The 19,957-nt window shown below is 61.3% G+C and carries 19 protein-coding genes and 1 riboswitch; of the genes, 14 read left to right on the top strand and 5 right to left on the bottom strand.

The window, feature by feature from the left end; all coding sequences use genetic code 11:
• The first annotated feature begins 33 nt into the window (after window positions 1–33).
• Entirely contained in the window at window positions 34–1,041 is a 1,008-nt protein-coding gene (locus tag BLU01_RS04335) for an amidohydrolase family protein (RefSeq protein ID WP_231987158.1), read from the top strand.
• A 150-nt stretch (window positions 1,042–1,191) separates the two neighbouring features.
• Entirely contained in the window at window positions 1,192–2,817 is a 1,626-nt protein-coding gene (locus BLU01_RS04330) for a methyl-accepting chemotaxis protein (RefSeq protein ID WP_092271301.1), read from the top strand.
• 191 nt (window positions 2,818–3,008) lie between these two features.
• Here the strand turns inward: BLU01_RS04330 and BLU01_RS04325 are convergent, their stop codons facing one another.
• Genes BLU01_RS04325 through purM form a run of 3 tightly spaced genes read right to left on the bottom strand, consistent with a single transcriptional unit; the run spans window position 3,009 to window position 5,451 of the window.
• Complete coding sequence (locus tag BLU01_RS04325) at window positions 3,009–3,722, bottom strand: DUF3108 domain-containing protein (RefSeq protein WP_092271299.1); 714 nt, start codon at window positions 3,720–3,722, stop codon at window positions 3,009–3,011.
• 8 nt (window positions 3,723–3,730) lie between these two features.
• Window positions 3,731–4,381, bottom strand: a complete 651-nt coding sequence (gene purN / locus BLU01_RS04320) for a phosphoribosylglycinamide formyltransferase (protein WP_092271297.1) — start codon at window positions 4,379–4,381, stop codon at window positions 3,731–3,733.
• 11 nt (window positions 4,382–4,392) lie between these two features.
• The gene (gene purM / locus BLU01_RS04315) at window positions 4,393–5,451 is read right to left on the bottom strand and encodes a phosphoribosylformylglycinamidine cyclo-ligase (protein ID WP_092271295.1); all 1,059 of its coding nucleotides are present in this window, start codon (window positions 5,449–5,451) and stop codon (window positions 4,393–4,395) included.
• 393 nt (window positions 5,452–5,844) lie between these two features.
• Here purM and BLU01_RS04310 point away from each other — a divergent pair, with 393 nt between their 5' ends.
• From BLU01_RS04310 to BLU01_RS04285, 6 genes are all read left to right on the top strand, one after another.
• Window positions 5,845–6,915 (top strand): DUF2066 domain-containing protein, encoded by a 1,071-nt coding sequence (locus BLU01_RS04310; RefSeq protein ID WP_092271293.1) that lies wholly within the window; start codon window positions 5,845–5,847, stop codon window positions 6,913–6,915.
• Window positions 6,916–6,953: 38 nt separating this feature from the next.
• The gene (locus BLU01_RS04305) at window positions 6,954–8,027 is read left to right on the top strand and encodes an AI-2E family transporter (RefSeq protein WP_092271291.1); all 1,074 of its coding nucleotides are present in this window, start codon (window positions 6,954–6,956) and stop codon (window positions 8,025–8,027) included.
• A gap of 230 nt (window positions 8,028–8,257) precedes the next feature.
• Window positions 8,258–8,962 (top strand): DnaA regulatory inactivator Hda, encoded by a 705-nt coding sequence (gene hda, locus BLU01_RS04300; RefSeq protein WP_054049492.1) that lies wholly within the window; start codon window positions 8,258–8,260, stop codon window positions 8,960–8,962.
• A gap of 226 nt (window positions 8,963–9,188) precedes the next feature.
• Window positions 9,189–9,827, top strand: coding sequence for a C40 family peptidase (locus tag BLU01_RS04295; RefSeq protein ID WP_092271289.1), 639 nt, complete (start codon window positions 9,189–9,191; stop codon window positions 9,825–9,827).
• Between the two features lie 165 nt (window positions 9,828–9,992).
• On the top strand, window positions 9,993–10,535 hold the full coding sequence (locus BLU01_RS04290) for a C40 family peptidase (RefSeq protein WP_092271287.1): 543 nt from the start codon (window positions 9,993–9,995) through the stop codon (window positions 10,533–10,535).
• Window positions 10,536–10,556: 21 nt separating this feature from the next.
• Window positions 10,557–11,210, top strand: a complete 654-nt coding sequence (locus BLU01_RS04285; RefSeq protein WP_092271285.1) for an O-methyltransferase — start codon at window positions 10,557–10,559, stop codon at window positions 11,208–11,210.
• 258 nt (window positions 11,211–11,468) lie between these two features.
• Here the strand turns inward: BLU01_RS04285 and BLU01_RS04280 are convergent, their stop codons facing one another.
• On the bottom strand, window positions 11,469–12,779 hold the full coding sequence (locus BLU01_RS04280; RefSeq protein ID WP_092271283.1) for a PQQ-dependent sugar dehydrogenase: 1,311 nt from the start codon (window positions 12,777–12,779) through the stop codon (window positions 11,469–11,471).
• An 89-nt stretch (window positions 12,780–12,868) separates the two neighbouring features.
• Window positions 12,869–13,453, bottom strand: a complete 585-nt coding sequence (locus BLU01_RS04275; protein ID WP_092271281.1) for a hypothetical protein — start codon at window positions 13,451–13,453, stop codon at window positions 12,869–12,871.
• A 154-nt stretch (window positions 13,454–13,607) separates the two neighbouring features.
• Window positions 13,608–13,839: riboswitch (cobalamin riboswitch) on the top strand.
• An 81-nt stretch (window positions 13,840–13,920) separates the two neighbouring features.
• Here BLU01_RS04275 and cobO point away from each other — a divergent pair.
• Genes cobO through BLU01_RS04245 form a run of 6 tightly spaced genes read left to right on the top strand, consistent with a single transcriptional unit; the run spans window position 13,921 to window position 19,928 of the window.
• Entirely contained in the window at window positions 13,921–14,532 is a 612-nt protein-coding gene (gene cobO, locus BLU01_RS04270; protein WP_092271279.1) for a cob(I)yrinic acid a,c-diamide adenosyltransferase, read from the top strand.
• A 10-nt stretch (window positions 14,533–14,542) separates the two neighbouring features.
• A complete protein-coding gene (locus BLU01_RS04265) occupies window positions 14,543–15,943 on the top strand; it encodes a cobyrinate a,c-diamide synthase (RefSeq protein WP_092271277.1) in 1,401 nt (466 codons plus the stop codon).
• Window positions 15,940–16,590, top strand: coding sequence for a 5,6-dimethylbenzimidazole synthase (bluB, locus tag BLU01_RS04260; RefSeq protein WP_092271275.1), 651 nt, complete (start codon window positions 15,940–15,942; stop codon window positions 16,588–16,590). The genes BLU01_RS04265 and bluB overlap by 4 nt, the downstream gene beginning before the upstream one ends.
• Window positions 16,587–17,495, top strand: a complete 909-nt coding sequence (gene cbiB, locus BLU01_RS04255; RefSeq protein WP_092271272.1) for an adenosylcobinamide-phosphate synthase CbiB — start codon at window positions 16,587–16,589, stop codon at window positions 17,493–17,495. The genes bluB and cbiB overlap by 4 nt, the downstream gene beginning before the upstream one ends.
• Window positions 17,488–18,480, top strand: coding sequence for a threonine-phosphate decarboxylase CobD (cobD, locus tag BLU01_RS04250; RefSeq protein ID WP_092271270.1), 993 nt, complete (start codon window positions 17,488–17,490; stop codon window positions 18,478–18,480). Before cbiB ends, cobD begins: the two co-directional genes overlap by 8 nt.
• Window positions 18,477–19,928, top strand: a complete 1,452-nt coding sequence (locus BLU01_RS04245; protein ID WP_092271268.1) for a cobyric acid synthase — start codon at window positions 18,477–18,479, stop codon at window positions 19,926–19,928. Before cobD ends, BLU01_RS04245 begins: the two co-directional genes overlap by 4 nt.
• Window positions 19,929–19,957 lie beyond the last annotated feature (29 nt).

Here is a 19,957-nt window from a genome sequence, read left to right as displayed (position 1 = left end):
TGCCCCCGGAGATTCCCCGTGCCCCAGTCCCGCCTGAGCCTCGCCTGCCTGTTGACGCTGAGCAGCGTCTTTTTATCGCCAAGCCATGCCCACGCTCGCGAATATGCCTACAGCGATGCGCACCTGCATTACGTGGATTTTTTCCAGGAAAGCGCCGGCATGCCGAAATTGCTCCAGGCGATGTCGGAAAACTCCATCGATCACGTAATGATTTCCGGCATTCCGGTGGCGAAAAAGTGGCACGAAGACGAACCGAAGCGCCCGCGCTATTACGCCGGGGATGACGCCGATGCGTACTGGTACAGCGCGACCGACGTGATTGTCGCCGCTGCCGTGAACAAGCTCACCCCGGAGCAGCGCCAGCGTTTTCACCCCTTCCTGTCCGGCTTCAATCCCAACGACAAGAACTCGGCGGCGCACATCCAGCGCATGCTCGATCTCAATCCGGGGCTGTGGCAGGGCATCGGCGAAGTGTTTACCCGCCACGACGACCTGACCGCGTTGACCTCCGGCGACACGCCGCGCGCCAACAACGAGGCGATGACCCGGATTTATCACCTCGCCGCCGAGAACGACTTGCCGGTGATGCTGCATTCCAACATCACTTCCAAACGTGAGAAAAATCCGCTGTACCTCGCGGAAATCGAAGAGCCGCTGCGCAATCACCCGCACACGCGGTTCATCTGGGCGCACGCCGGCACCAGCGCGGAAATCCATCGCCATCAGACCCAACTGGATTTTCTTCTGCCGACCCTGACGCGGATGCTGGAGGCCTACCCGAATCTGTTTATCGACCTGTCGTGGAGCATGCTTACGCCGTACTTGCTGGACGAGCAGGGCAAACCTCGGGAAGAGTGGCTGAGGCTGGTGGAGCGCCATCCGGATCGCTTCATGATCGGCTCGGACGTTGTCGGACGTTTCAACAAGCTCGGTAAGGAAATTCGCAGCTTCGACCCGTTCCTCGACGCCTTGCCGGAAGACGTCGCGCGTAAAGTCGCGCGCGACAACTTCCTCGCGATCCTGCCCCGCGCGGTGCGCTAAGTCCGCCGCGCAGCGATGCACACCCATGTTCGAAGTAGCAAACCGTTCCAATATGTCCTTTTGATCTTACGCAAATTGCCTGTAGGCCGATAACGTCTAGAGCAGCCCGCTGCAGGGATGATGCAGATTCATTCGGAAGGAACCAGAACAATGAGCATTCGAAGCCTCAATATCGCCCCGCGCGCGAGCATCGGGTTTGGCCTGTTGGCGTTGATGGTGTTTGGTCTGGGCGCGTTTGCCTTGCTGCAAATGTCGAACATGCGCGCGCAGTCCGATCAGGTCGATAACAACTGGCTGCCCAGCGTGATAGCAGTCGGCGAAATGAGTCAGGACATGCTGCGGTTGCGCGCCTTGACCATGCGTCTGCTGATCAACCGCGACCCGCAGGCGCTGGAGCAGAATGTCGGCAAACTCAACGAACTGAAAAGTTCGCTCGGCCAAGCGCAGCAGCGTTATGACGCGTTGATCGCGTTGCCCGAAGAGCGCGCACTGTTTGATCGCTTCAAAGCCTCCGAGCAGAAGTATCTGGAATTTCAGGACCAAGTGATGGGCCTGTCCGCGCAGGGGCAGGTTGCCAATGCGGCGGCGATTCTGAATGGCGAAATGAGCCCGTTGGCTGACGAAATCGCCGTGACCCTGAAAGCGCTGGTCGAACTGAACAAACACAATGCCACCCTCGCCACCGAAGCCGCGCGGCTGGTGTTCAGCAGCTCGCGAGTCTGGGTCGGCGTGATGGTAACGATTGCCGCGCTGATGACCATTGGCCTGGCGTTGCTGCTGACGCGCAGCATCGTCCTGCCGTTGGCGCAGTCGTTGCGCGTCGCCGAAGTGGTCGCGGGCGGTGACTTGACCGGCGACATTCGCATCACCGGCAAGGACGAACCGGCGCGGCTGCTTCAAGCGCTGAAAAGCATGCAGCACAACCTGCGCGACACCATTCGGCGCATCTCCGACTCGTCCAGTCAGTTGGCCTCGGCCTCCGAAGAGCTCAGTTGCGTCACTGAAGACGCCACGCGCGGGTTGCATCAGCAGAGCCTGGAAATCGAGCAGGCTGCCACGGCGGTCAATCAGATGACGGCGGCGGTGGAAGAGGTGGCGAGCAACGCGGTGGCCACCTCCGAAGCCTCGCGGGAATCCGACCGCATTGCCCAGCATGGCCGCGCGCAGGTGCATCAAACGGTGCTGTCGATCGAATCGCTAGCGGACGATGTCACCGCCAATGCCACGCAGGTCGAGGATCTGGCGCAGAAGGTCTATGGCATCAGCAAAGTGCTGGATGTGATTCGCTCGATTGCCGAGCAGACCAATTTGCTCGCACTCAACGCCGCCATCGAAGCAGCCCGGGCGGGCGATGCCGGGCGCGGATTTGCCGTGGTGGCCGATGAGGTGCGGGCGCTGGCGCACCGCACGCAGCAGTCGACTCAGGAAATCGAGCAGATGATCAGCGGCATTCAGCAGGGTACCGATTCGGCGGTCAGCTCGATGCAGCAGAGCAACAGCCGCGCGCGCTCGACCCTGGAAGTGGCGAAAGCGGCGGGCATCGCGCTGGAGGAGATTGCCTCGGCGTTTACCCTGATCAACGAGCGCAACACGGTGATTGCCAGCGCTTCGGAAGAGCAGGCGGCTGTGGCGCGCGAGGTTGATCGCAATCTGATGAACATCCGCGATCTGGCGTTGCAAACCTCAGCGGGGGCTAATCAGACCAGCGCAGCGAGCCAGGAGTTGTCGCGGCTGGCGGTGGATTTGAACAGCATGGTGGCGCGGTTTTCTGTCTAGTTGATGGCAGCGCTCAACCCTGTGGGAGCGAGCTTGCTCGCGATGGCGGTCTCATACTCAGCACATGTGTTGTCTGTCAGTCCGCTATCGCGAGCAAGCTCGCTCCCACAGGTTTTTCATCTGGTTCAATATTTCCTTTTTCCAAGGCGAAAAAAAGCCCCGCATTTGCGGGGCTTTTCATTTCAAGCGGATCAGTTGCCTTTGACAGCCTTGCCGTTGACCGTGCCGTCGAGGAGCATGATGTTGTACTCCTTGCCGTCGGTTTCAACTTGTTGCAGGCGGACCAGCAGGTAATCCCAGTCTTTCGCAAACCACATCACGGTGATGCGCTTGCTTTGCGTCGGGTCGCGTACGCGCTCGACTTTGATTGCATCGATCTGGCCAGCCTTGGTCTCGACTTTTTCCGCACCCAGCACGCGGAAGTCATAAGTATCGATCTCGCCGTCATCGACGACCTGATAGCTCATGCTTTTCTTACCGGCGGCGACGTCATGTTGCAGCGCCAACTGGTAAGTGGATTTGTCGACCATGCCGCGGTTCAGCGGGATCTTGACCGCGTCGCCACGATCGGTGCCGGTGACCATTTTGGTCGCCCAGTCGAAGTCCAGATCAGCCTTTTTCGCTTTGCCCAGACCGCCACGTTCGAAGTGGTAGGACTGTGGCAGCAGCGTGTCTTTGTCCAGGGTCAGGGTGCTTTCTTCGCTCAGGCTGGCGATCATCATCGACGCCTTGAAGCTGAGTTTCCAGACGCCGTTGGCTTCCTTGGTCAGGCTGCGTTCGGCGGTGCCGCTCATGGGCAGCTGTTTCCAGTCGGCGGTGTAGCTGGCGGAGAACGGTTGAAGGTCTGCCGCCTGTGCCAGAGGCAGTGCAAACAAAGCGCAAGCGAAGAGCAGGGCGCGACGCATAAAATCTCCTAGGTACGAATCAAGTGGCCGCTGGCCGCGAGTAACTGTCCATCCAGTAAGGCACCGTGTTCACCGAGGGCCAGACGACCCTCGGCAAACCAGCGTACGGCCAGCGGGTAGATCAGGTGTTCCTGAACATGAACCCGCTGCGCCAGACTCTGCGGCGAATCGTGCAACTCTACCGGTATTACTGCCTGTACGACCAGAGGTCCGCCATCGAGTTCCTCGGTGACGAAATGCACAGAGCAGCCGTGCTCGGCGTCTCCGGCCTCCAGCGCGCGCTGGTGAGTGTGTAACCCTTTGTATTTGGGCAGCAGCGAAGGATGGATATTGAGCAGGCGACCCGCGTAGTGACGCACGAAGTCAGCGCTGAGAATGCGCATGAATCCGGCGAGTACCACGAGTTTGGGGTTGAAGGCGTCGATCAGTTCGATCAGCGCGGCATCGAAGGCCTCGCGGCCCTCGAAAGCCTTGTGATCCAGCGAGCGGGTGGCAATCCCCGCATCTCTGGCGCGTTGCAGGCCGAAGGCGTCGGCGCGGTTGGAAATCACCGCAGCGATGCGGACCGGGCTGTCGCCGGTCCGCGTGCTGTCGATCAAGGCCTGCAAGTTACTGCCGGTGCCGGACAGCAGCACCACCACATCACACGTGGCGGACATCCGCTCTTGCATCAGTGGGCCTTAAGGTTATTCAGTACGACCTGCGCCGCGCCTTCGGCAGCGGTGGAGATCTGGCCGATGACCCAAGGCTGCTCGCCGGCTTCGCGCAGCACGTTCAGCGCGGTTTCGACGTGTTCCTGGCCAACACAGATGACCATGCCGACGCCGCAGTTGAGCACGCGGTGCATTTCGTTTTCGTCAACGTTGCCTTGCTCTTGCAGCCAGTCGAACACGGCCGGGCGAGTCCAGCTTGCGACGTCAACCACTGCTTGTGCGCCTTTTGGCAGAACGCGCGGGATGTTGTCGAGCAGGCCGCCGCCGGTGATGTGGGCCATGGCTTTGACCGCGCCGGTGTCTTTGATCAGCTTGAGCAGCGGCTTCACGTAGATGCGGGTCGGAGCCATCAGCAGGTCGGTCAGCGGTTTGCCGTCGAGCTGGATGTTTTCGATGTCGGCACCGGACACTTCGATGATCTTGCGGATCAGCGAGTAGCCGTTGGAGTGCGGACCGGACGATGGCAGGGCGAGCAGGGCGTCACCGGCAGCGACTTTCGAACCGTCGATGATTTCGGATTTTTCCACAACGCCGACGCAGAAACCGGCCAGGTCGTAGTCTTCGCCTTCGTACATGCCAGGCATTTCTGCGGTTTCGCCGCCAACCAGCGAGCAGCCAGACAGTTCGCAGCCAGCGCCGATGCCGGTCACGACCTGGGTCGCGGTTTCGACATTGAGCTTGCCGGTGGCGTAGTAATCAAGGAAGAACAGCGGCTCGGCGCCGCACACCACCAGGTCGTTGACGCACATGGCGACCAGGTCGATGCCGATGCTGTCGTGCTTGTTCAGGTTCAAGGCCAGGCGCAGCTTGGTGCCGACGCCGTCAGTACCGGAAACCAGCACAGGCTGCTTGTAGCCGGCCGGGATTTCGCAGAGGGCGCCGAAACCGCCCAGGCCGCCCATGACTTCCGGGCGCGCAGTGCGCTTGGCGACGCTCTTGATGCGTTCGACCAATGCTTCACCGGCGTCGATGTCTACACCGGCGTCCTTGTAGCTCAGGGAGGGTTGCTTGCTCATGATCCAGGCCTTTAGGGGGGATTCAGGGGTAACGACCGAGTTCAGCGGGAACGCCGAATCGATGGGGCGATTGCCTCACGCGCGATTCGGACAGTGCCCGGTTGTAGCCGGTCTGCGAAGGCGCGCGATTTTATCAGGCTTGAAGGGCAGCGGCCATCCTCGCGCCGACAGCAGGGGCATATCGGCCGAAAAAAACCGCGATTGGTCGTTTCACTTGCGCCGTGCAAGCCTGAACCAAGCCCGGTATAAGGTATCGCCATTAACCGTCTATCGTTAGCACAGTGCGAAAAACTCTCGGGGTCTGGTGAATGTTTTGCGCGGGGCGATGGTCACAGCCTTGCTCAATGTATTCACGCGGCCCGTTCCAGCCGCTCTTGTCGTCAGGAATCTTCCATGCGTTTTTTTTCTAAATCCCTGTTTGTCGCCGGCTGTTTGTCACTGGTCAGCCTGGCGAGTCATGCCGAAAACGTCAAAGGCCTGTATCAGGTCCGCCAGCCCGTCAGCAGCCAGAGTCCCGAGGTCCGTGATCAAGCGACCCAGGAAGCGCTGGACACATTGGTGCTGCGCCTGACCGGCGATCCTAAAGCTGTACAGAATCCGGGGCTGGCGGCGATCCGCAAAGACCCGCAACAGATCATCAGCCAATACGGTTTTGATGCCGGGCCACCGGAAGTGCTGAAAGTCGACTTCGACCCGGCGACCACCGAAGCGGCGCTGCGCCGTGCCGGGTTGTCGCTGTGGGGCGCCAATCGCCCGTCGATCCTTGGCTGGTGGTTGAATGATTCCACCGAGGGTTCGAGCCTGGTCGGTGATGGTCAGTCCAGCGCCGCGCCACTGCGCCGCGCCGCGCAACATCGTGGTTTGCCATTGCGCTTGCCGCTGGCCGACCTGAGTGAACAATTGGTCGCGACTGCGCCAAATCTGGAAGGTAACGATGCAGCGCCGTTGCGCGATGCCTCGGAACGTTACAACGCCGACGCCTTGCTCGCCGTGCACGCCCATGAAGAGGGCGGGCAATGGCAGGCCAAATGGCATTTGTGGCTGGGTGATCAAAAAGAAGCGGGCAATGTGCAGGGCGCGGATCAAGCCGCCGTCGCCGATGCGGTGATGCTGGCGATCAGTCAGCGTCTGGCGCCACGCTTTGTGGTCAAGCCGGGCGTTGCGGGCGAACAGTTGCTGGAAGTGCAAGGCATGAGTCTGGAGCGCTACGCGGCGCTGGGGCGTTTGCTCGATCCGTTCGGCGCGCGTCTGCAAAGCGTCGAGGGCGACCGGATTCTGTATCGGGTCAATGGCAGCGTCGAGCAACTGCGCTCGCAATTGTCGTTGGCGAAGTTGCAGGAGGTTCCGGCAGGTGAGGCTCCGGCGCCAGTGGTACCGGTTCAGCCGGTGGCGGACGGGTCGGCGCCAGTGGCAGCGCCCGCGCCGGTTCCTGCCCCGGTGCCGAGCTTGCGATTCCGTTGGTAGGATTTTCTTTCTTTATATAGAAGCATATGGAGTGGTTCATGGCCGATACGCGGCGTTGGTTCTGGTTGGGTGGGGTTGTACTGCTCTGCGTGTTTGTCTGGCTGTTGCATCCGATTCTGACGCCGTTCCTGGTGGCGCTGCTGTTGGCTTATCTGTTCGATCCGCTGGTGGATCGGCTGGAGAAAGCCGGGCTGTCACGGACGTGGGGCGTTGTCGCGGTGTTTGCGCTGTTTACGTTGATCTTCACCACATTGCTGTTGGTGCTGGTGCCGATGCTCGCCAAGCAGTTATTCCGCTTGTACGAGCTGACGCCGCAAATCCTCGATTGGCTGCAACACACCGCGTTGCCGTGGGCGCAGTCGAAATTTGGTCTGTCGGATAACTTCTGGAAGTTCGACAAGGTCAAAGCCGCGATCAGCGAACACATGGGCCAGACCACTGATATCGTCGGTGTCGTGCTCAGTCAGGCGACGGCGTCCGGGCTGGCATTGATCGGCTTGTTGGCCAATCTGGTGCTGATCCCGGTAGTCAGCTTCTACTTGCTGCGCGACTGGGACCTGATGATGGCGAAAATCCGCAGCCTGCTGCCGCGCGACCGTGAAGAGCGCGTGGTGCACTTGGCCGGCGAATGCCATGAAGTGCTCGGCGCGTTCGTGCGCGGGCAGTTGCTGGTAATGGTTGCGCTCGGCGTGATCTATGCGGCGGGCCTGATGGCGATCGGCCTGGAGCTGGGGTTGTTGATCGGCCTGATCGCCGGTCTGGCGGCAATTGTGCCGTACATGGGTTTTGTCATCGGCATCGGCGCGGCGTTGATTGCCGGGCTGTTCCAGTTCGGCGGCGACCTGTACCCGATGATCGGCATCGTCGCGGTGTTCATGGTCGGGCAAGCGCTGGAAGGCATGGTGCTCACGCCTCTGCTGGTCGGCGATCGTATTGGCCTGCACCCGGTAGCGGTGATCTTCGCGATCCTTGCTGGCGGCGAGCTGTTCGGTTTCACCGGCGTGCTGCTGGCGTTGCCAGTGGCGGCAGTGATCATGGTGCTGGTGCGCCATATGCATGATTTGTATAAAGATTCTGAAATCTACAGCGGCGCCGATGACCCCGAGCTTTAGCCGGGTTTGAGCGTGCGAGGCGGCCGACCTGGTTCAGCATCAGGTCGGCCTGCTGGCTGTTGGTGGCAGTCACCAGTGCCGCCAGAGAAACAGTCATGAAACCAGTGCGTTAACGCAAACCTTTGATTTTGCTTGTGGTCTGCCGCATTGTGCGGGCTGGCCCACGGGTATAAACTTCGCAAACTTTACACAGAGGCCACTAACGGTTCCTTTGGAACTGTTCAGTCAGCATGAAACCGATTCAGCTGCCCCTAGGTGTGCGTCTGCGTGACGACGCTACCTTTATCAATTACTACCCAGGCGCCAATGCCGCTGCACTCGGCTATGTGGAGCGGCTATGCGAAGCCGACGCCGGCTGGACCGAAAGCCTGATTTATCTCTGGGGCAAGGACGGGGTAGGGCGCACGCATTTGTTGCAAGCCGCGTGTCTGCGTTTCGAGCAGATGGGCGAGCCCGCCGTGTATCTGCCGCTGGCCGAGTTGCTGGATCGCGGCATCGAAATCCTCGACAACCTCGAACAATACGAACTGGTGTGCCTGGATGATCTGCAAGCCGTGGCCGGCCGCGCGGATTGGGAAGAGGCGCTGTTTCACCTGTTCAATCGTCTGCGTGACAGCGGCCGGCGTTTGCTGATTGCCGCCTCGACCTCGCCGCGTGAATTGCCGGTGAAGCTCGCGGATCTGAAATCGCGCCTGACCCTGGCACTGATTTTCCAGATGCGCCCGTTGTCCGATGAAGACAAACTGCGCGCCCTGCAATTGCGCGCATCGCGTCGCGGCTTGCACCTGACGGACGAAGTCGGGCATTTCATCCTGACGCGCGGCACGCGCAGCATGAGCGCGTTGTTCGAGCTGTTGGAACGCCTCGATCAGGCCTCGCTTCAGGCCCAGCGCAAGCTGACCATTCCCTTCTTGAAAGAAACCCTTGGCTGGTAGCAAGTCCCGCTGATTCGGGGGCTTTAGCCGTTTTTGGTCTAAGGCAGACGGCACAAATCGCGCTTTCCTGCAGGGCTGCAGGCCGCGTAAACATGCAAAACGGGCTTTAGCGCTTAGATGTGCAGACGAAACCGGGAAGTCACATTAAGTTCGATTGAATTTGCAAATCGACTTGATAGCGGGCATAGTCTCGCCTTCTTTACAACTATCAGCCACGGTCGTGCCCATGCTAAATCGCTTCGCACCCCTCGTGCCTCTCGCACTCGTCACCCTGTTGTTCGGTTGCGCCAGCCACACCCCAGTGGTTGAACAAGCCCCGCAGCAGCAGGTTAAAAGCTCTGTTACCGCCCAATCTTCGGCTCGTTATCAAGAGCCTTTGTTCCTCGAAGAAACGGCCACCGAAAAAGAACTGGCGACCTTTGCCGACGGCAAGTCGTACCAGCTTCCGGTCCTTGCTGACAGCATCCTCGAACGCGGCATGTCCCTGATCGGTACTCGTTACCGTTTCGGCGGTACCTCTGAGTCCGGTTTCGACTGCAGCGGTTTCATCGGTTATCTGTTTCGTGAAGAGGCCGGCATGAATCTGCCGCGCTCCACTCGCGAAATGATCAACGTGGACGCGCCGCTGGTTTCGCGCAACAATCTGAAACCTGGTGATTTGCTGTTCTTCGCCACCAATGGTCGTCGCGGTCGTGTCAGTCACGCCGGGATCTACCTCGGTGATGACCAGTTCATCCACTCCAGCAGCCGCAAAAGCGGTGGCGTACGAGTCGATAGCCTGGGCGACAGCTACTGGAGCAAAACCTTCATCGAAGCCAAGCGCGCACTCGCGATGGCACCGACTGTGGTCACCGCTCGAAAGTAAGCACACTTTATGTAGGGCGAACTTAAAGTCTTACTTGAAGTTTGGCGCATAAGCGCTAGAATCCTGATCTATTATTGATGGCGAACCGCCCGTGCCCAGCGCTGGCGGTTTTGTTTTCTGTCTCCCGACAGGAAAAAGCCGCAGCCAGATCAGGATGCTCTGCTTATGACGATGTCGGCCCGCCTCACCCTGATGCTCCTCGCAGCCCTGCTCAGCGGCTGCGCCAGTCGCACGCCACCGCCGCCCGCTGCGCCGGTGATTCGCGCGCCGATTGTGTTCGCGCCTGCGCAGTCTTTCTCTCCCGAAGCAGAAGACGTGTTGTTCCGCGCCCTCGGGCTCGTCGGCACGCCATATCGCTGGGGCGGCAACACGCCGGATTCAGGTTTCGATTGCAGTGGCTTGATCGGCTACGTCTACCGCGATGTCACCGGCATATCGCTGCCACGCACCACGCGCGAAATGATCGGCATGCAAGCGGCGAACGTTGGCAAGGAAGGCCTGCAGACCGGCGACCTGATCTTCTTCGCCACCAATGGCGGCTCGCAGGTCAGCCACGCCGGCATCTACGTCGGCGAAGGCCGCTTTGTTCATGCGCCAGCCACGGGCGGCACGGTCAAGCTCGACAGCTTGTCGAAAGCCTATTGGCAGAAGGCCTACCTGAGCGCCAAACGCGTGTTGCAACCTGAGCACCTGGCGCGTAATCAATAGGTTTTCTTCGCGGAGGTGTTGATGACCGCTCGCACGCTCAATCTCGACGATTCCCTTTATCAATACCTGCTCGACGTTTCCCTCAGGGAAACGTCGCTGCTCAAGCGCTTGCGCGACGAAACCCAGGCACTGCCGATGGCGCGCTGGCAAGTGGCGCCGGAGCAGGGGCAATTCCTCGCGTTACTGGTCAAACTCACCGGCGCCAAGCGCTTGCTGGAAGTCGGCACCTTCACCGGCTACAGCGCGTTGTGCATGGCGCAAGCGTTGCCCGATGACGGCTCGCTGATCTGCTGCGATATTGCCGGCGACTACAACGCCATCGCGCGCCGCTACTGGCAGGAGGCGGGCGTTGCCCAGCGTATCGATCTGCGCCTGGCGCCGGCGCTGGAAACCCTCGCCACGCTCGATCAGCCAGGGCAGTTTGACCTGCTGTTCATCGACGCCGACAAAGCCAATTACCCGAATTACCTCGAACACGCCCTGCGCTTGCTGCGGGTCGGTGGTCTGGCAGTCTTCGATAACACGCTGTGGAGCGGGCGGGTGCTGGAAAGCAATCCCGAAAGCGCGGATACGCGGGCGATTCAAGCGTTGAATCGAGCGTTAAAAGAAGACCAGCGCGTGGACTTGTCGCTGCTGCCGATAGGCGACGGCCTGACCCTGTGCCGTAAACGCTAGCCATAAACACCGATCAACCTGTAGGAGTGAGCCTGCTCGCGATGACGGCGTTACATTCAACACAGATGTTGAATGTTGAGGCCCCATCGCGAGCAGGCTCACTCCTACATGGGTTATGCGGTGGGGCGCAAACACCGATCAAAACTGTGGGAGCGAGCTTGCTCGCGATGACGGCCTAATATTCAACATTGATGTCGAATGTCATGGCCCCATCGCGAGCAAGCTCGCTCCCACATGGGTTGCGCGCTGGCGCCGGGGTTACTTAACCGCCGAAACCCGCCACACCTTGTTCCCCACGTCATCAGCCACCAGCAAGCTGCCTTGCTGATCAATCACCACACCCACCGGGCGGCCCATGGCTTTTTCGTCCTTGTCGAGGAATCCGGTCAGCACATCCACCGGTTGTCCGGTCGGTTTGCCGGCGCTGAACGGCACGAAAATCACTTTGTAGCCGCTGTACGGTTTGCGGTTCCAGGAGCCGTGCTGGCCGATGAATGCGCCGCTGGTGAACGACGGCAATTTGCTGCCCTCCGCAAACGTCAGGCCGAGCGAAGCGGTGTGTGGGCCGACCGCGTAATCCGGGGCGATGGCTTTGGCCACCAGATCGGGGTTTTGCGGTTCGACGCGTACGTCAACGTGCTGCCCGTAATAGCTGAACGGCCAGCCATAAAACGCGCCGTCCTTGACCGAGGTGATGTAGTCCGGCACCAGATCGCTGCCGATCTCGTCGCGCTCGTTCACTGCCGTCCACAACGCGCCGCTGGTAGGTTCCCAGCTCATGCCATTAGGGTTACGCAGGCCCGACGCGAAGATCCGGTGATTGCCGGTGGCGCGGTCGACTTCCCAGATGGCCGCGCGACCTTCTTCCTGGTCCAGGCCGTTTTCGCCGACGTTGCTGTTCGAGCCAACGGTCACGTACAGCTTGCTGCCGTCCTTGCTGGCAATGACGTTTTTGGTCCAGTGGTGGTTCAACGTGCCACCCGGCAAATCGACGACTTTGATCGGCTCGGACTTGATCGACGTTGCCCCGGTTTCATAGTTGAAACGCAGCAAACGGTCGGTGTCGGCAACATACAAATCATTGCCGACCAGCGTCATGCCGAACGGCGAATTGAGGTTTTCCAGGAACACCGTGCGGGTTTCGGCGACACCGTCGTGGTCCTGATCGCGCAGCAGCGTGATGCGGTTGGCGCTCGGCACGCCGGCACCGGCGCGGCCCATGACCTTCTCCATCACCCAGCCACGAATGCCTTTGCTGTCATCAGGTTTCGGCGGCGCGTTGGTTTCGGCCACCAACACATCACCGTTCGGCAGCACGTAGAGCCAGCGCGGGTGATCGAGGTTTTCGGCGAACGCGGCGACTTGGGTTCCGGCGGCAGCAGTCGGTTTGGCGCCGGCCGGCCAGCCAATCGCGGGGGCGATATTGACTGTCGGGATCAGGGTTTTGTTTGGTTCGGGCAACTTCGGCGATGGGCCGGTGCCGTCCGAGACTTGCAGGCTGGACGTCTCGCCGCAGGCAGCAAGGCCTCCGGCGAGCGCGATGACAAAAACGAGCTGGGGCTTGCGCATGCTGACCTTCCCTATGAATGCACTGGTTTATTCATAGAGAAGCGAACCGCCGCGATGGTTCAACCCATCGACCCTAAGCAATCAACCCGTCAACCGCGGGCCTCTTTGAGCAGCACGGCGATCCCCGGGTGATAGTGGCCGCCCTCGTTGCGCAATTTGCGGTAGGCGTAAGGGAAATACCAGGCGACCGCGCACGTGTGTTCCTTTTGCAGATCGTCGAGCATGTCCTGCAATTCTTCCGGGGTGGCGCTTTGCTGCGGCTTGTGCGGCGTGACAAACAGACAGCCGAGTTTCAGGTCGCTGGCGTAGCTGATTCGCCTCGCGTCACTGGTGATATCGGCCAGTGCCTGGGTCAGATTCAAGCCGTTGACCTTCGGCCAGCGCTGGCTGGTCTGCAACCAGACGCGTTCATCGCTGGTGGCAATCATCAAGTCGGCGCGGCCATTACGGTCGCCATCCTCAGTCTGCTTGCGCGTCGGCGTCTGCTGCAACGTGACCATTTCGGCCATCCACGCCGCCGCCGACAGCAGCCCGCGATTGGCGTTTTCGTCGAACCAGTACGGCGCATCGTTATCGCCGCGCACCGCGTTATAGCGGTCGATACAGTCAAACCAGCGTTCCAGCAGCGGACGTAGGAATTCCAGCTTCGGATTGCTGATGATCATGCCTTGCATGGTGCTCACCCTTGTTATTGTGATGTGAGATTGTGGCTCTTTGATATCGCTGCCAAGCGTAGTGCACAAGATCAGCCACGACAAATGGATCGAAGGCAGTTATTCACCCGCACGGCGCCCGGCTTTAATTGACGCTCCACCCCCAACCCTCTAACCTTCGCGGCTTGTTTCAGGTGCTCTGTGACTGCGGTCGACAGGGTGAAACAGGGAAGCCGGTGCGTGCGTCGATTCAAGCAATCGACAAGCATCATCCCGGCGCTGCCCCCGCAACGGTAAATGAGTCAAAGACTGCGCCAACAGCCACTGTGTCGAACGACATGGGAAGGCGCGCAGTCCGGCATCCGCCACTCATGAGCCCGGAGACCGGCCTGATCCATCCAGCGGCATCACGGTGGGCGATGCCAGGCTTCTTGCCGTCTATTCTTGTGCCTGCCCGCCGTTATCCAGCCTCAACGGAGAGCTCCCCCATGACTGATACCCCCGATCGTGACGAACGCCATTTGGCGCGCATGTTGCGCAAAAAAGCGGTGATCGACGAACGCATCGCCAACTCGCCGAACGAATGCGGTTTGCTCCTGGTACTGACCGGCAACGGCAAAGGCAAAAGCAGTTCGGCGTTCGGCATGCTCGCCCGCTCCATGGGCCACGGCATGCAGTGCGGCGTGGTGCAGTTCATCAAGGGTCGCAACAGCACCGGCGAAGAATTGTTCTTTCGGCGCTTCCCGGAACAGGTGCGTTTTCACGTGATGGGCGAGGGCTTCACCTGGGAAACCCAGGACCGCCAGCGCGACATCGCGGCGGCCGAAGGGGCGTGGCAAGTGTCCCGCGAACTGCTGCGCGATCCGTCGATTGGCCTGGTGGTGCTGGATGAACTGAACATTGCCCTGAAGCACGGCTACCTCGACCTCGATCAAGTGCTCAGCGATTTGCAGGCGCGTCCGCCGATGCAGCACGTGGTGGTCACCGGTCGCGGGGCTAAAGCGGAAATGATCGAACTCGCTGACACGGTCACCGAAATGGGCGTGATCAAGCATGCGTTCCACGCCGGGATCAAAGCGCAAAAAGGCGTCGAATTGTGAGTTCTGCTTTATGAATATCAGCCGTCATTGCCCGGCGGTGCTGATCGCCGCGCCGGCCTCCGGTCAGGGCAAGACCACCGTCACCGCCGCGTTGGCCCGCTTGCATCGCAATCAGGGGCGCAAGGTGCGCGTGTTCAAATGCGGCCCGGACTTTCTCGACCCGATGATTCTCGAGCGCGCCAGCGGTGCGCCGGTCTATCAATTGGACATGTGGATGGTCGGCGAGCAGGAAAGCCGTCGACTGTTGTGGGAAGCCGCCGGCGAAGCCGATCTGATCCTGATCGAAGGCGTCATGGGCCTGTTCGACGGCACGCCGTCCAGTGCTGACCTGGCGCGGCACTTCGGGGTGCCGGTGCTCGGCGTGATCGACGGCACCGCCATGGCCCAGACCTTTGGCGCCTTGGCATTGGGCCTGGCGCGCTATCAACCAGACTTGCCGTTTGCTGGCGTTTTGGCCAATCGTGTCGGCACCTTGCGTCACGCGCAATTGCTCGAAGGCAGCCTCACCGAAGGCCTGCGCTGGTACGGCGCGTTGTCGCGCGAAACCGGGATCGAACTGCCGAGCCGTCACCTCGGACTGGTCCAGGCCAGCGAGCTCAACGACCTCGACCTGCGCCTCGACGCCGCCGCCGATGCGCTCGCCAGCAGTTGCGAGGTAGCGCTGCCACCGGCAGTCGAATTCGCTACCCCGGATGTGCTCGAAGCCGAGCCGCTGCTCGCCGGCGTGCGCATTGCCGTGGCGCGCGACGAAGCGTTCGCCTTCACCTACGGCGCCAGCCTCGATTTGCTGCGAGCGATGGGCGCCGAATTGCTGTTCTTCTCGCCCATCCGCGACAGCCAGTTGCCCGAAGCAGACAGCCTTTATCTGCCGGGCGGTTACCCGGAACTGCACCACGTCGCGCTGGCGCAAAACACTTCGATGCTCAACGCCATCCGCGCGCATCACGCCGCTGGCAAACCGCTGCTCGCGGAATGTGGCGGCATGCTTTATCTGCTCGATTCGTTGACCGATGTCGATGGCACACGCGCCGAACTGGTCGGTTTGCTGACCGGTGCTGCGGTGATGCAAAAGCGCTTGGCGGCGCTGGCGTTGCAAGCGGTCGAATTGCCCGAAGGTTTATTGCGCGGGCATACCTATCACCACTCGTTGACCAGCACTGAGCTGGAGCCGATTGCCCGAGGTTTGAGCCCGAATGGTGGGCGTGGGGCGGAGGCGGTTTACCGTCAGGGGCGGATGACGGCGTCGTATGTGCACTTTTATTTCCCGTCGAATCCGCAAGCGATCGCCGCACTGTTTTTGCCTGAATCGGATGCCGCCATCGCGAGCAAGCTCGCTCCCACAGGTGAAACTGTATTACCTGAAGAAACGCGGACCCCTGTAGGAGCGAGCCTGCTCGCGAAGCGGCCATGACCGACACCGCATTTTCCGAAGCCGAGCGCGCAGCGGTCTACCGAGCCATCGCCGAGCGTCGCGACATGCGCCACTTCAGCGGCGGCAGCGTCGAGCCGACCTTGCTCCGACGCCTGCTCGAAGCCGCGCATCAGGCCCCCAGCGTCGGCCTGATGCAACCGTGGCGCTTCATCCGTATCAGCGACCGAGCCCTGCGCGGGCAGATCCAGCAAGTGGTGGAAGAAGAACGCGTGCGCACCGCCGAAGCCCTCGGCGAACGCAGCGACGAATTCATGAAACTCAAAGTCGAAGGCATCAACGACTGTGCCGAAGTGTTGGTCGCCGCGCTGATGGACGACCGCGAACGGCACATCTTCGGTCGGCGCACCTTGCCGGAGATGGACATGGCGTCGTTGTCCTGCGCAATTCAAAACCTTTGGCTGGCGGCCCGTGCCGAAGGCCTCGGCATGGGCTGGGTGTCGTTGTTCGAGCCGCAAGCCCTGGCCGACCTGCTCGGTTTGCCGGCCGGCGCCAAGCCGCTGGCGATCCTCTGCCTCGGCCCGGTCAAGGAATTTTACCCGGCGCCGATGCTGGTGCTCGAAGGCTGGGCGCAGGCGCGTCCGCTGAATGAACTGCTGTACGAAAATTTTTGGGGAGTGAGGCAATGAGTGTGGCGTTGTTGAGTGTCGCTGCGGTTGCGCTGGATGCGCTGCTCGGTGAACCGAAACGCTGGCATCCGCTGGTGGCGTTCGGCGGCTTTGCCGATCGCATCGAGCAACGTTTCAACTCCGCCGGGCGCGGTTGGCGCAGTCACGGCGTCACCGCGTGGGTGATCGCGGTAGTGCCGCTGACCTTGCTCGCCACCGCGCTGTCCTGGGCGCCTTACGTCGGTTGGCTGGTGGAAATTCTGGCGCTGTATTGCGCGCTGGGCATGCGCAGCCTCGGCGAACATGTCGAGCCGGTGGCCAAGGCCTTGCGCAGCGATGATCTTGAAGAAGCGCGCAAACGCGTCGGCTATCTGGTCAGCCGCCAGACCAGCGAACTGGACAAAACCGCAGTCGCCCGCGCCGCCACCGAATCGGTGCTGGAAAACGGCAGCGACGCGGTATTCGCTGCACTGTTCTGGTTTGCCGTGGCCGGCGCGCCGGGCGTGGTTCTCTATCGTTTGAGCAACACGCTCGACGCGATGTGGGGTTATCGCAACGAACGCTTTGAACGCTTCGGCTGGGCCGCGGCGAAAATCGACGACGTGCTCAACTACATTCCTGCACGTCTGGTGGCGTTGACCTACGCGCTGCTGGGCAAAACCCGACTCGCGCTGAAATGCTGGCGCAACCAGGGCCCGACCTGGGACAGCCCGAATGCCGGACCCGTGATGGCCGCCGGTGCCGGTGCGTTGGGCGTCGAGTTGGGCGGGGCGGCGATTTATCACGGTGAACTGCACCAGCGTCCACAGCTCGGCGAAGGCCCGCCAGCGGACGCCGACTCCATCGACCGTGGCTGGCAATTGGTCCAGCGCGGCGTATGGTTATGGCTGCTGATTCTCTGTGTCGGAGCCGAATTCTATGCTTGAGCACGGTGGCCGGCTGCGCAAGGCAGCCCTCGATTACGCGATTGCCGAGGCCGACTGGCTCGACCTCTCCAGCGGCCTGGCGCCGTGGCCGTTTCCGATTCCGCCGATTCCGTTGCGCGCCTGGGCGCGGTTGCCGGAATCCGATGACGGCCTGGAGCAAGCCGCCTGCGATTATTACGGCGCAGCGCAAGTGTTGCCGGTCGCCGGTTCGCAAATGGCCATCCAGTTGCTGCCGCGTTTGCGCCGCGCCGGCAAGGTCGGTGTGCTGTCGCCGTGTTACGCCGAACACGCCGAAGCCTGGCGCCGCAGCGGCTACATCGTGCGCGAAGTGCTGGAGCAGGAAGTCGACTTCTTTATCGACAACCTCGACGTGCTGGTGGTGGTCAATCCGAACAATCCTACCGGCCTGAGCCTGAGCCCGAATCGCTTGCTCGACTGGCACTCGCGGCTGGCCCAGCGCGGTGGCTGGCTGGTAGTCGACGAAGCGTTTATGGACAACACGCCGCAATTGAGTCTGGCGGCGTTCGCCAATCAGGTCGGTTTGATTGTGTTGCGCTCCTTTGGCAAGTTTTTCGGCCTCGCCGGGGTACGTTTGGGATTCGTTTTGGCTGAGCGCAAGTTGCTCAAATTGCTTGCCGAGCAAGTCGGCCCGTGGGCGGTAAGCGGCCCGACGCGGGTGTTGGGCCAGGCCTGTTTGCAAGACACCGAGGGCCATGCGCGGCAACGCCTGCGCAGTGAACAGGCAAGTGAGCGCCTCGCCGCCATGCTCGAACGTTACGACCTCAAGCCGCAGGGCGGTTGCGCGCTGTTTCAATGGCTGATCACCGAGCGCGCCGAAGAACTGCATGAGTTCATGGCCCGGCGCGGCATCCTGCTGCGGTTATTCACCCACAACAGCAGCCTGCGGTTCGGTCTGCCTGCCGACGCCGCTGAAGAAGCGCGCCTCGAACAAGCGCTGCAAGCCTTCGCCAAGGAAAGCCAATGACTACGTTGATGGTGCAGGGCACCACGTCCGACGCCGGTAAAAGCACGCTGGTGACGGCGTTGTGCCGTTGGGTGCGGCGCCACGGCGTCAGCGTCGTGCCGTTCAAACCGCAGAACATGGCGTTGAACAGCGCGGTAACGGCTGACGGTGGCGAAATCGGCCGCGCGCAAGCGGTGCAGGCCCAGGCCGCCCACCTTGAGCCGCACACCGACATGAACCCGGTGCTGCTCAAACCCAACAGCGACACCGGCGCGCAAGTGATCATCCACGGTCGCGCCGTCACCACCATGAACGCCGTGGCGTATCACGATTACAAAAGCATCGCCATGCAAGCCGTTTTGCAATCGCACCAACGCCTGAGCGCGGCGTATCCAGTGGTCATGGTTGAAGGCGCGGGCTCGCCGGCCGAGATCAACCTGCGCGCCGGCGACATCGCCAACATGGGTTTCGCCGAAGCGGTGGATTGCCCGGTGGTGTTGATCGCCGACATCAATCGCGGCGGGGTTTTCGCGCATTTGGTCGGCACCCTGGAGTTGCTGTCGCCGACTGAGCAGGCGCGGGTCAAAGGCTTCATCATCAATCGTTTTCGCGGCGACATCGCATTGCTGCAGCCGGGCCTCGACTGGCTCGAAGCACGCACCGGCAAACCAGTGATCGGCGTGCTGCCGTATGTGATGGACCTGCATCTGGAGGCCGAGGACGGCATTGATCAGCGCCAGACCGGCAAGGCTGATCAAGTGCTTAAAGTGGTGGTGCCGGTGCTGCCGCGCATCAGTAATCACACCGATTTCGATCCGCTGCGCCTGCATCCACAAGTCGATCTGCAATTCATCGGCCCCGGCCAGCCGATTCCATCCGCGGATTTGATCATTCTTCCCGGCTCGAAAAGCGTTCGGCATGACCTCGCGTATTTGCGCGCCAATGGCTGGGACACGGCGATTTCGCGGCACCTGCGCTATGGCGGCAAAGTGCTGGGGATTTGCGGCGGTTTGCAGATGCTCGGCGAACAGGTCCACGACCCGCTGGGCCTCGAAGGCGCGCCGGGTTCGAGTGCCGGCCTGGGCTTGCTGGCGTTCGAAACCTTGCTCGAGGCAGAGAAGCAGTTGCGCAACGTGCGCGGGCATCTGGCGCTGGAGAATGCCGAAGTGGTCGGTTATGAAATCCACGCTGGCGTAACCACTGGGCCGGCGCTGGAACACGCGGCGGTGCAACTGGACGATGGTCGCTGCGATGGCGCGCAAAGCCTCGACGGGCAGATTTTCGGCACGTACCTGCATGGCTTGTTCGAATCCCCGGCGGCGAGCAGTGCGCTGCTGCGCTGGGCCGGTTTGCACGACGTGCAAGATGTCGATTACCACGGCTTGCGCGAGCGTGATATCGAGCGCTTGGCGGATTTGGTGGAGAAGCATTTGGATACGCGACTGCTCCGAGAGCTTTGTGGGTTTTGAGGACGCCTTCGCGGGCAAGCCTCGCTCCT

It is taken from the genome of Pseudomonas prosekii, assembly GCF_900105155.1.
Lineage (GTDB): Bacteria > Pseudomonadota > Gammaproteobacteria > Pseudomonadales > Pseudomonadaceae > Aquipseudomonas > Aquipseudomonas prosekii.
Note: the sequence above shows the minus strand (reverse complement) of the source record. Positions and strands in the feature narration are given on the sequence as shown.

Bases quoted from the DNA above. Each gene is read 5' to 3' on its own strand.
- BLU01_RS04330 (WP_092271301.1), top strand. From the start codon at position 1,192: ATGAGCATTCGAAGCCTCAATATCGCCCCGCGCGCGAGCATCGGGTTT.
- BLU01_RS04325 (WP_092271299.1), bottom strand. From the start codon at position 3,722: ATGCGTCGCGCCCTGCTCTTCGCTTGCGCTTTGTTTGCACTGCCTCTG.
- purN (WP_092271297.1), bottom strand. From the start codon at position 4,381: ATGTCCGCCACGTGTGATGTGGTGGTGCTGCTGTCCGGCACCGGCAGT.
- purM (WP_092271295.1), bottom strand. From the start codon at position 5,451: ATGAGCAAGCAACCCTCCCTGAGCTACAAGGACGCCGGTGTAGACATC.
- BLU01_RS04310 (WP_092271293.1), top strand. From the start codon at position 5,845: ATGCGTTTTTTTTCTAAATCCCTGTTTGTCGCCGGCTGTTTGTCACTG.
- BLU01_RS04305 (WP_092271291.1), top strand. From the start codon at position 6,954: ATGGCCGATACGCGGCGTTGGTTCTGGTTGGGTGGGGTTGTACTGCTC.
- hda (WP_054049492.1), top strand. From the start codon at position 8,258: ATGAAACCGATTCAGCTGCCCCTAGGTGTGCGTCTGCGTGACGACGCT.
- BLU01_RS04295 (WP_092271289.1), top strand. From the start codon at position 9,189: ATGCTAAATCGCTTCGCACCCCTCGTGCCTCTCGCACTCGTCACCCTG.
- BLU01_RS04290 (WP_092271287.1), top strand. From the start codon at position 9,993: ATGACGATGTCGGCCCGCCTCACCCTGATGCTCCTCGCAGCCCTGCTC.
- BLU01_RS04285 (WP_092271285.1), top strand. From the start codon at position 10,557: ATGACCGCTCGCACGCTCAATCTCGACGATTCCCTTTATCAATACCTG.
- BLU01_RS04280 (WP_092271283.1), bottom strand. From the start codon at position 12,779: ATGCGCAAGCCCCAGCTCGTTTTTGTCATCGCGCTCGCCGGAGGCCTT.
- BLU01_RS04275 (WP_092271281.1), bottom strand. From the start codon at position 13,453: ATGCAAGGCATGATCATCAGCAATCCGAAGCTGGAATTCCTACGTCCG.
- cobO (WP_092271279.1), top strand. From the start codon at position 13,921: ATGACTGATACCCCCGATCGTGACGAACGCCATTTGGCGCGCATGTTG.
- BLU01_RS04265 (WP_092271277.1), top strand. From the start codon at position 14,543: ATGAATATCAGCCGTCATTGCCCGGCGGTGCTGATCGCCGCGCCGGCC.
- bluB (WP_092271275.1), top strand. From the start codon at position 15,940: ATGACCGACACCGCATTTTCCGAAGCCGAGCGCGCAGCGGTCTACCGA.
- cbiB (WP_092271272.1), top strand. From the start codon at position 16,587: ATGAGTGTGGCGTTGTTGAGTGTCGCTGCGGTTGCGCTGGATGCGCTG.
- cobD (WP_092271270.1), top strand. From the start codon at position 17,488: ATGCTTGAGCACGGTGGCCGGCTGCGCAAGGCAGCCCTCGATTACGCG.
- BLU01_RS04245 (WP_092271268.1), top strand. From the start codon at position 18,477: ATGACTACGTTGATGGTGCAGGGCACCACGTCCGACGCCGGTAAAAGC.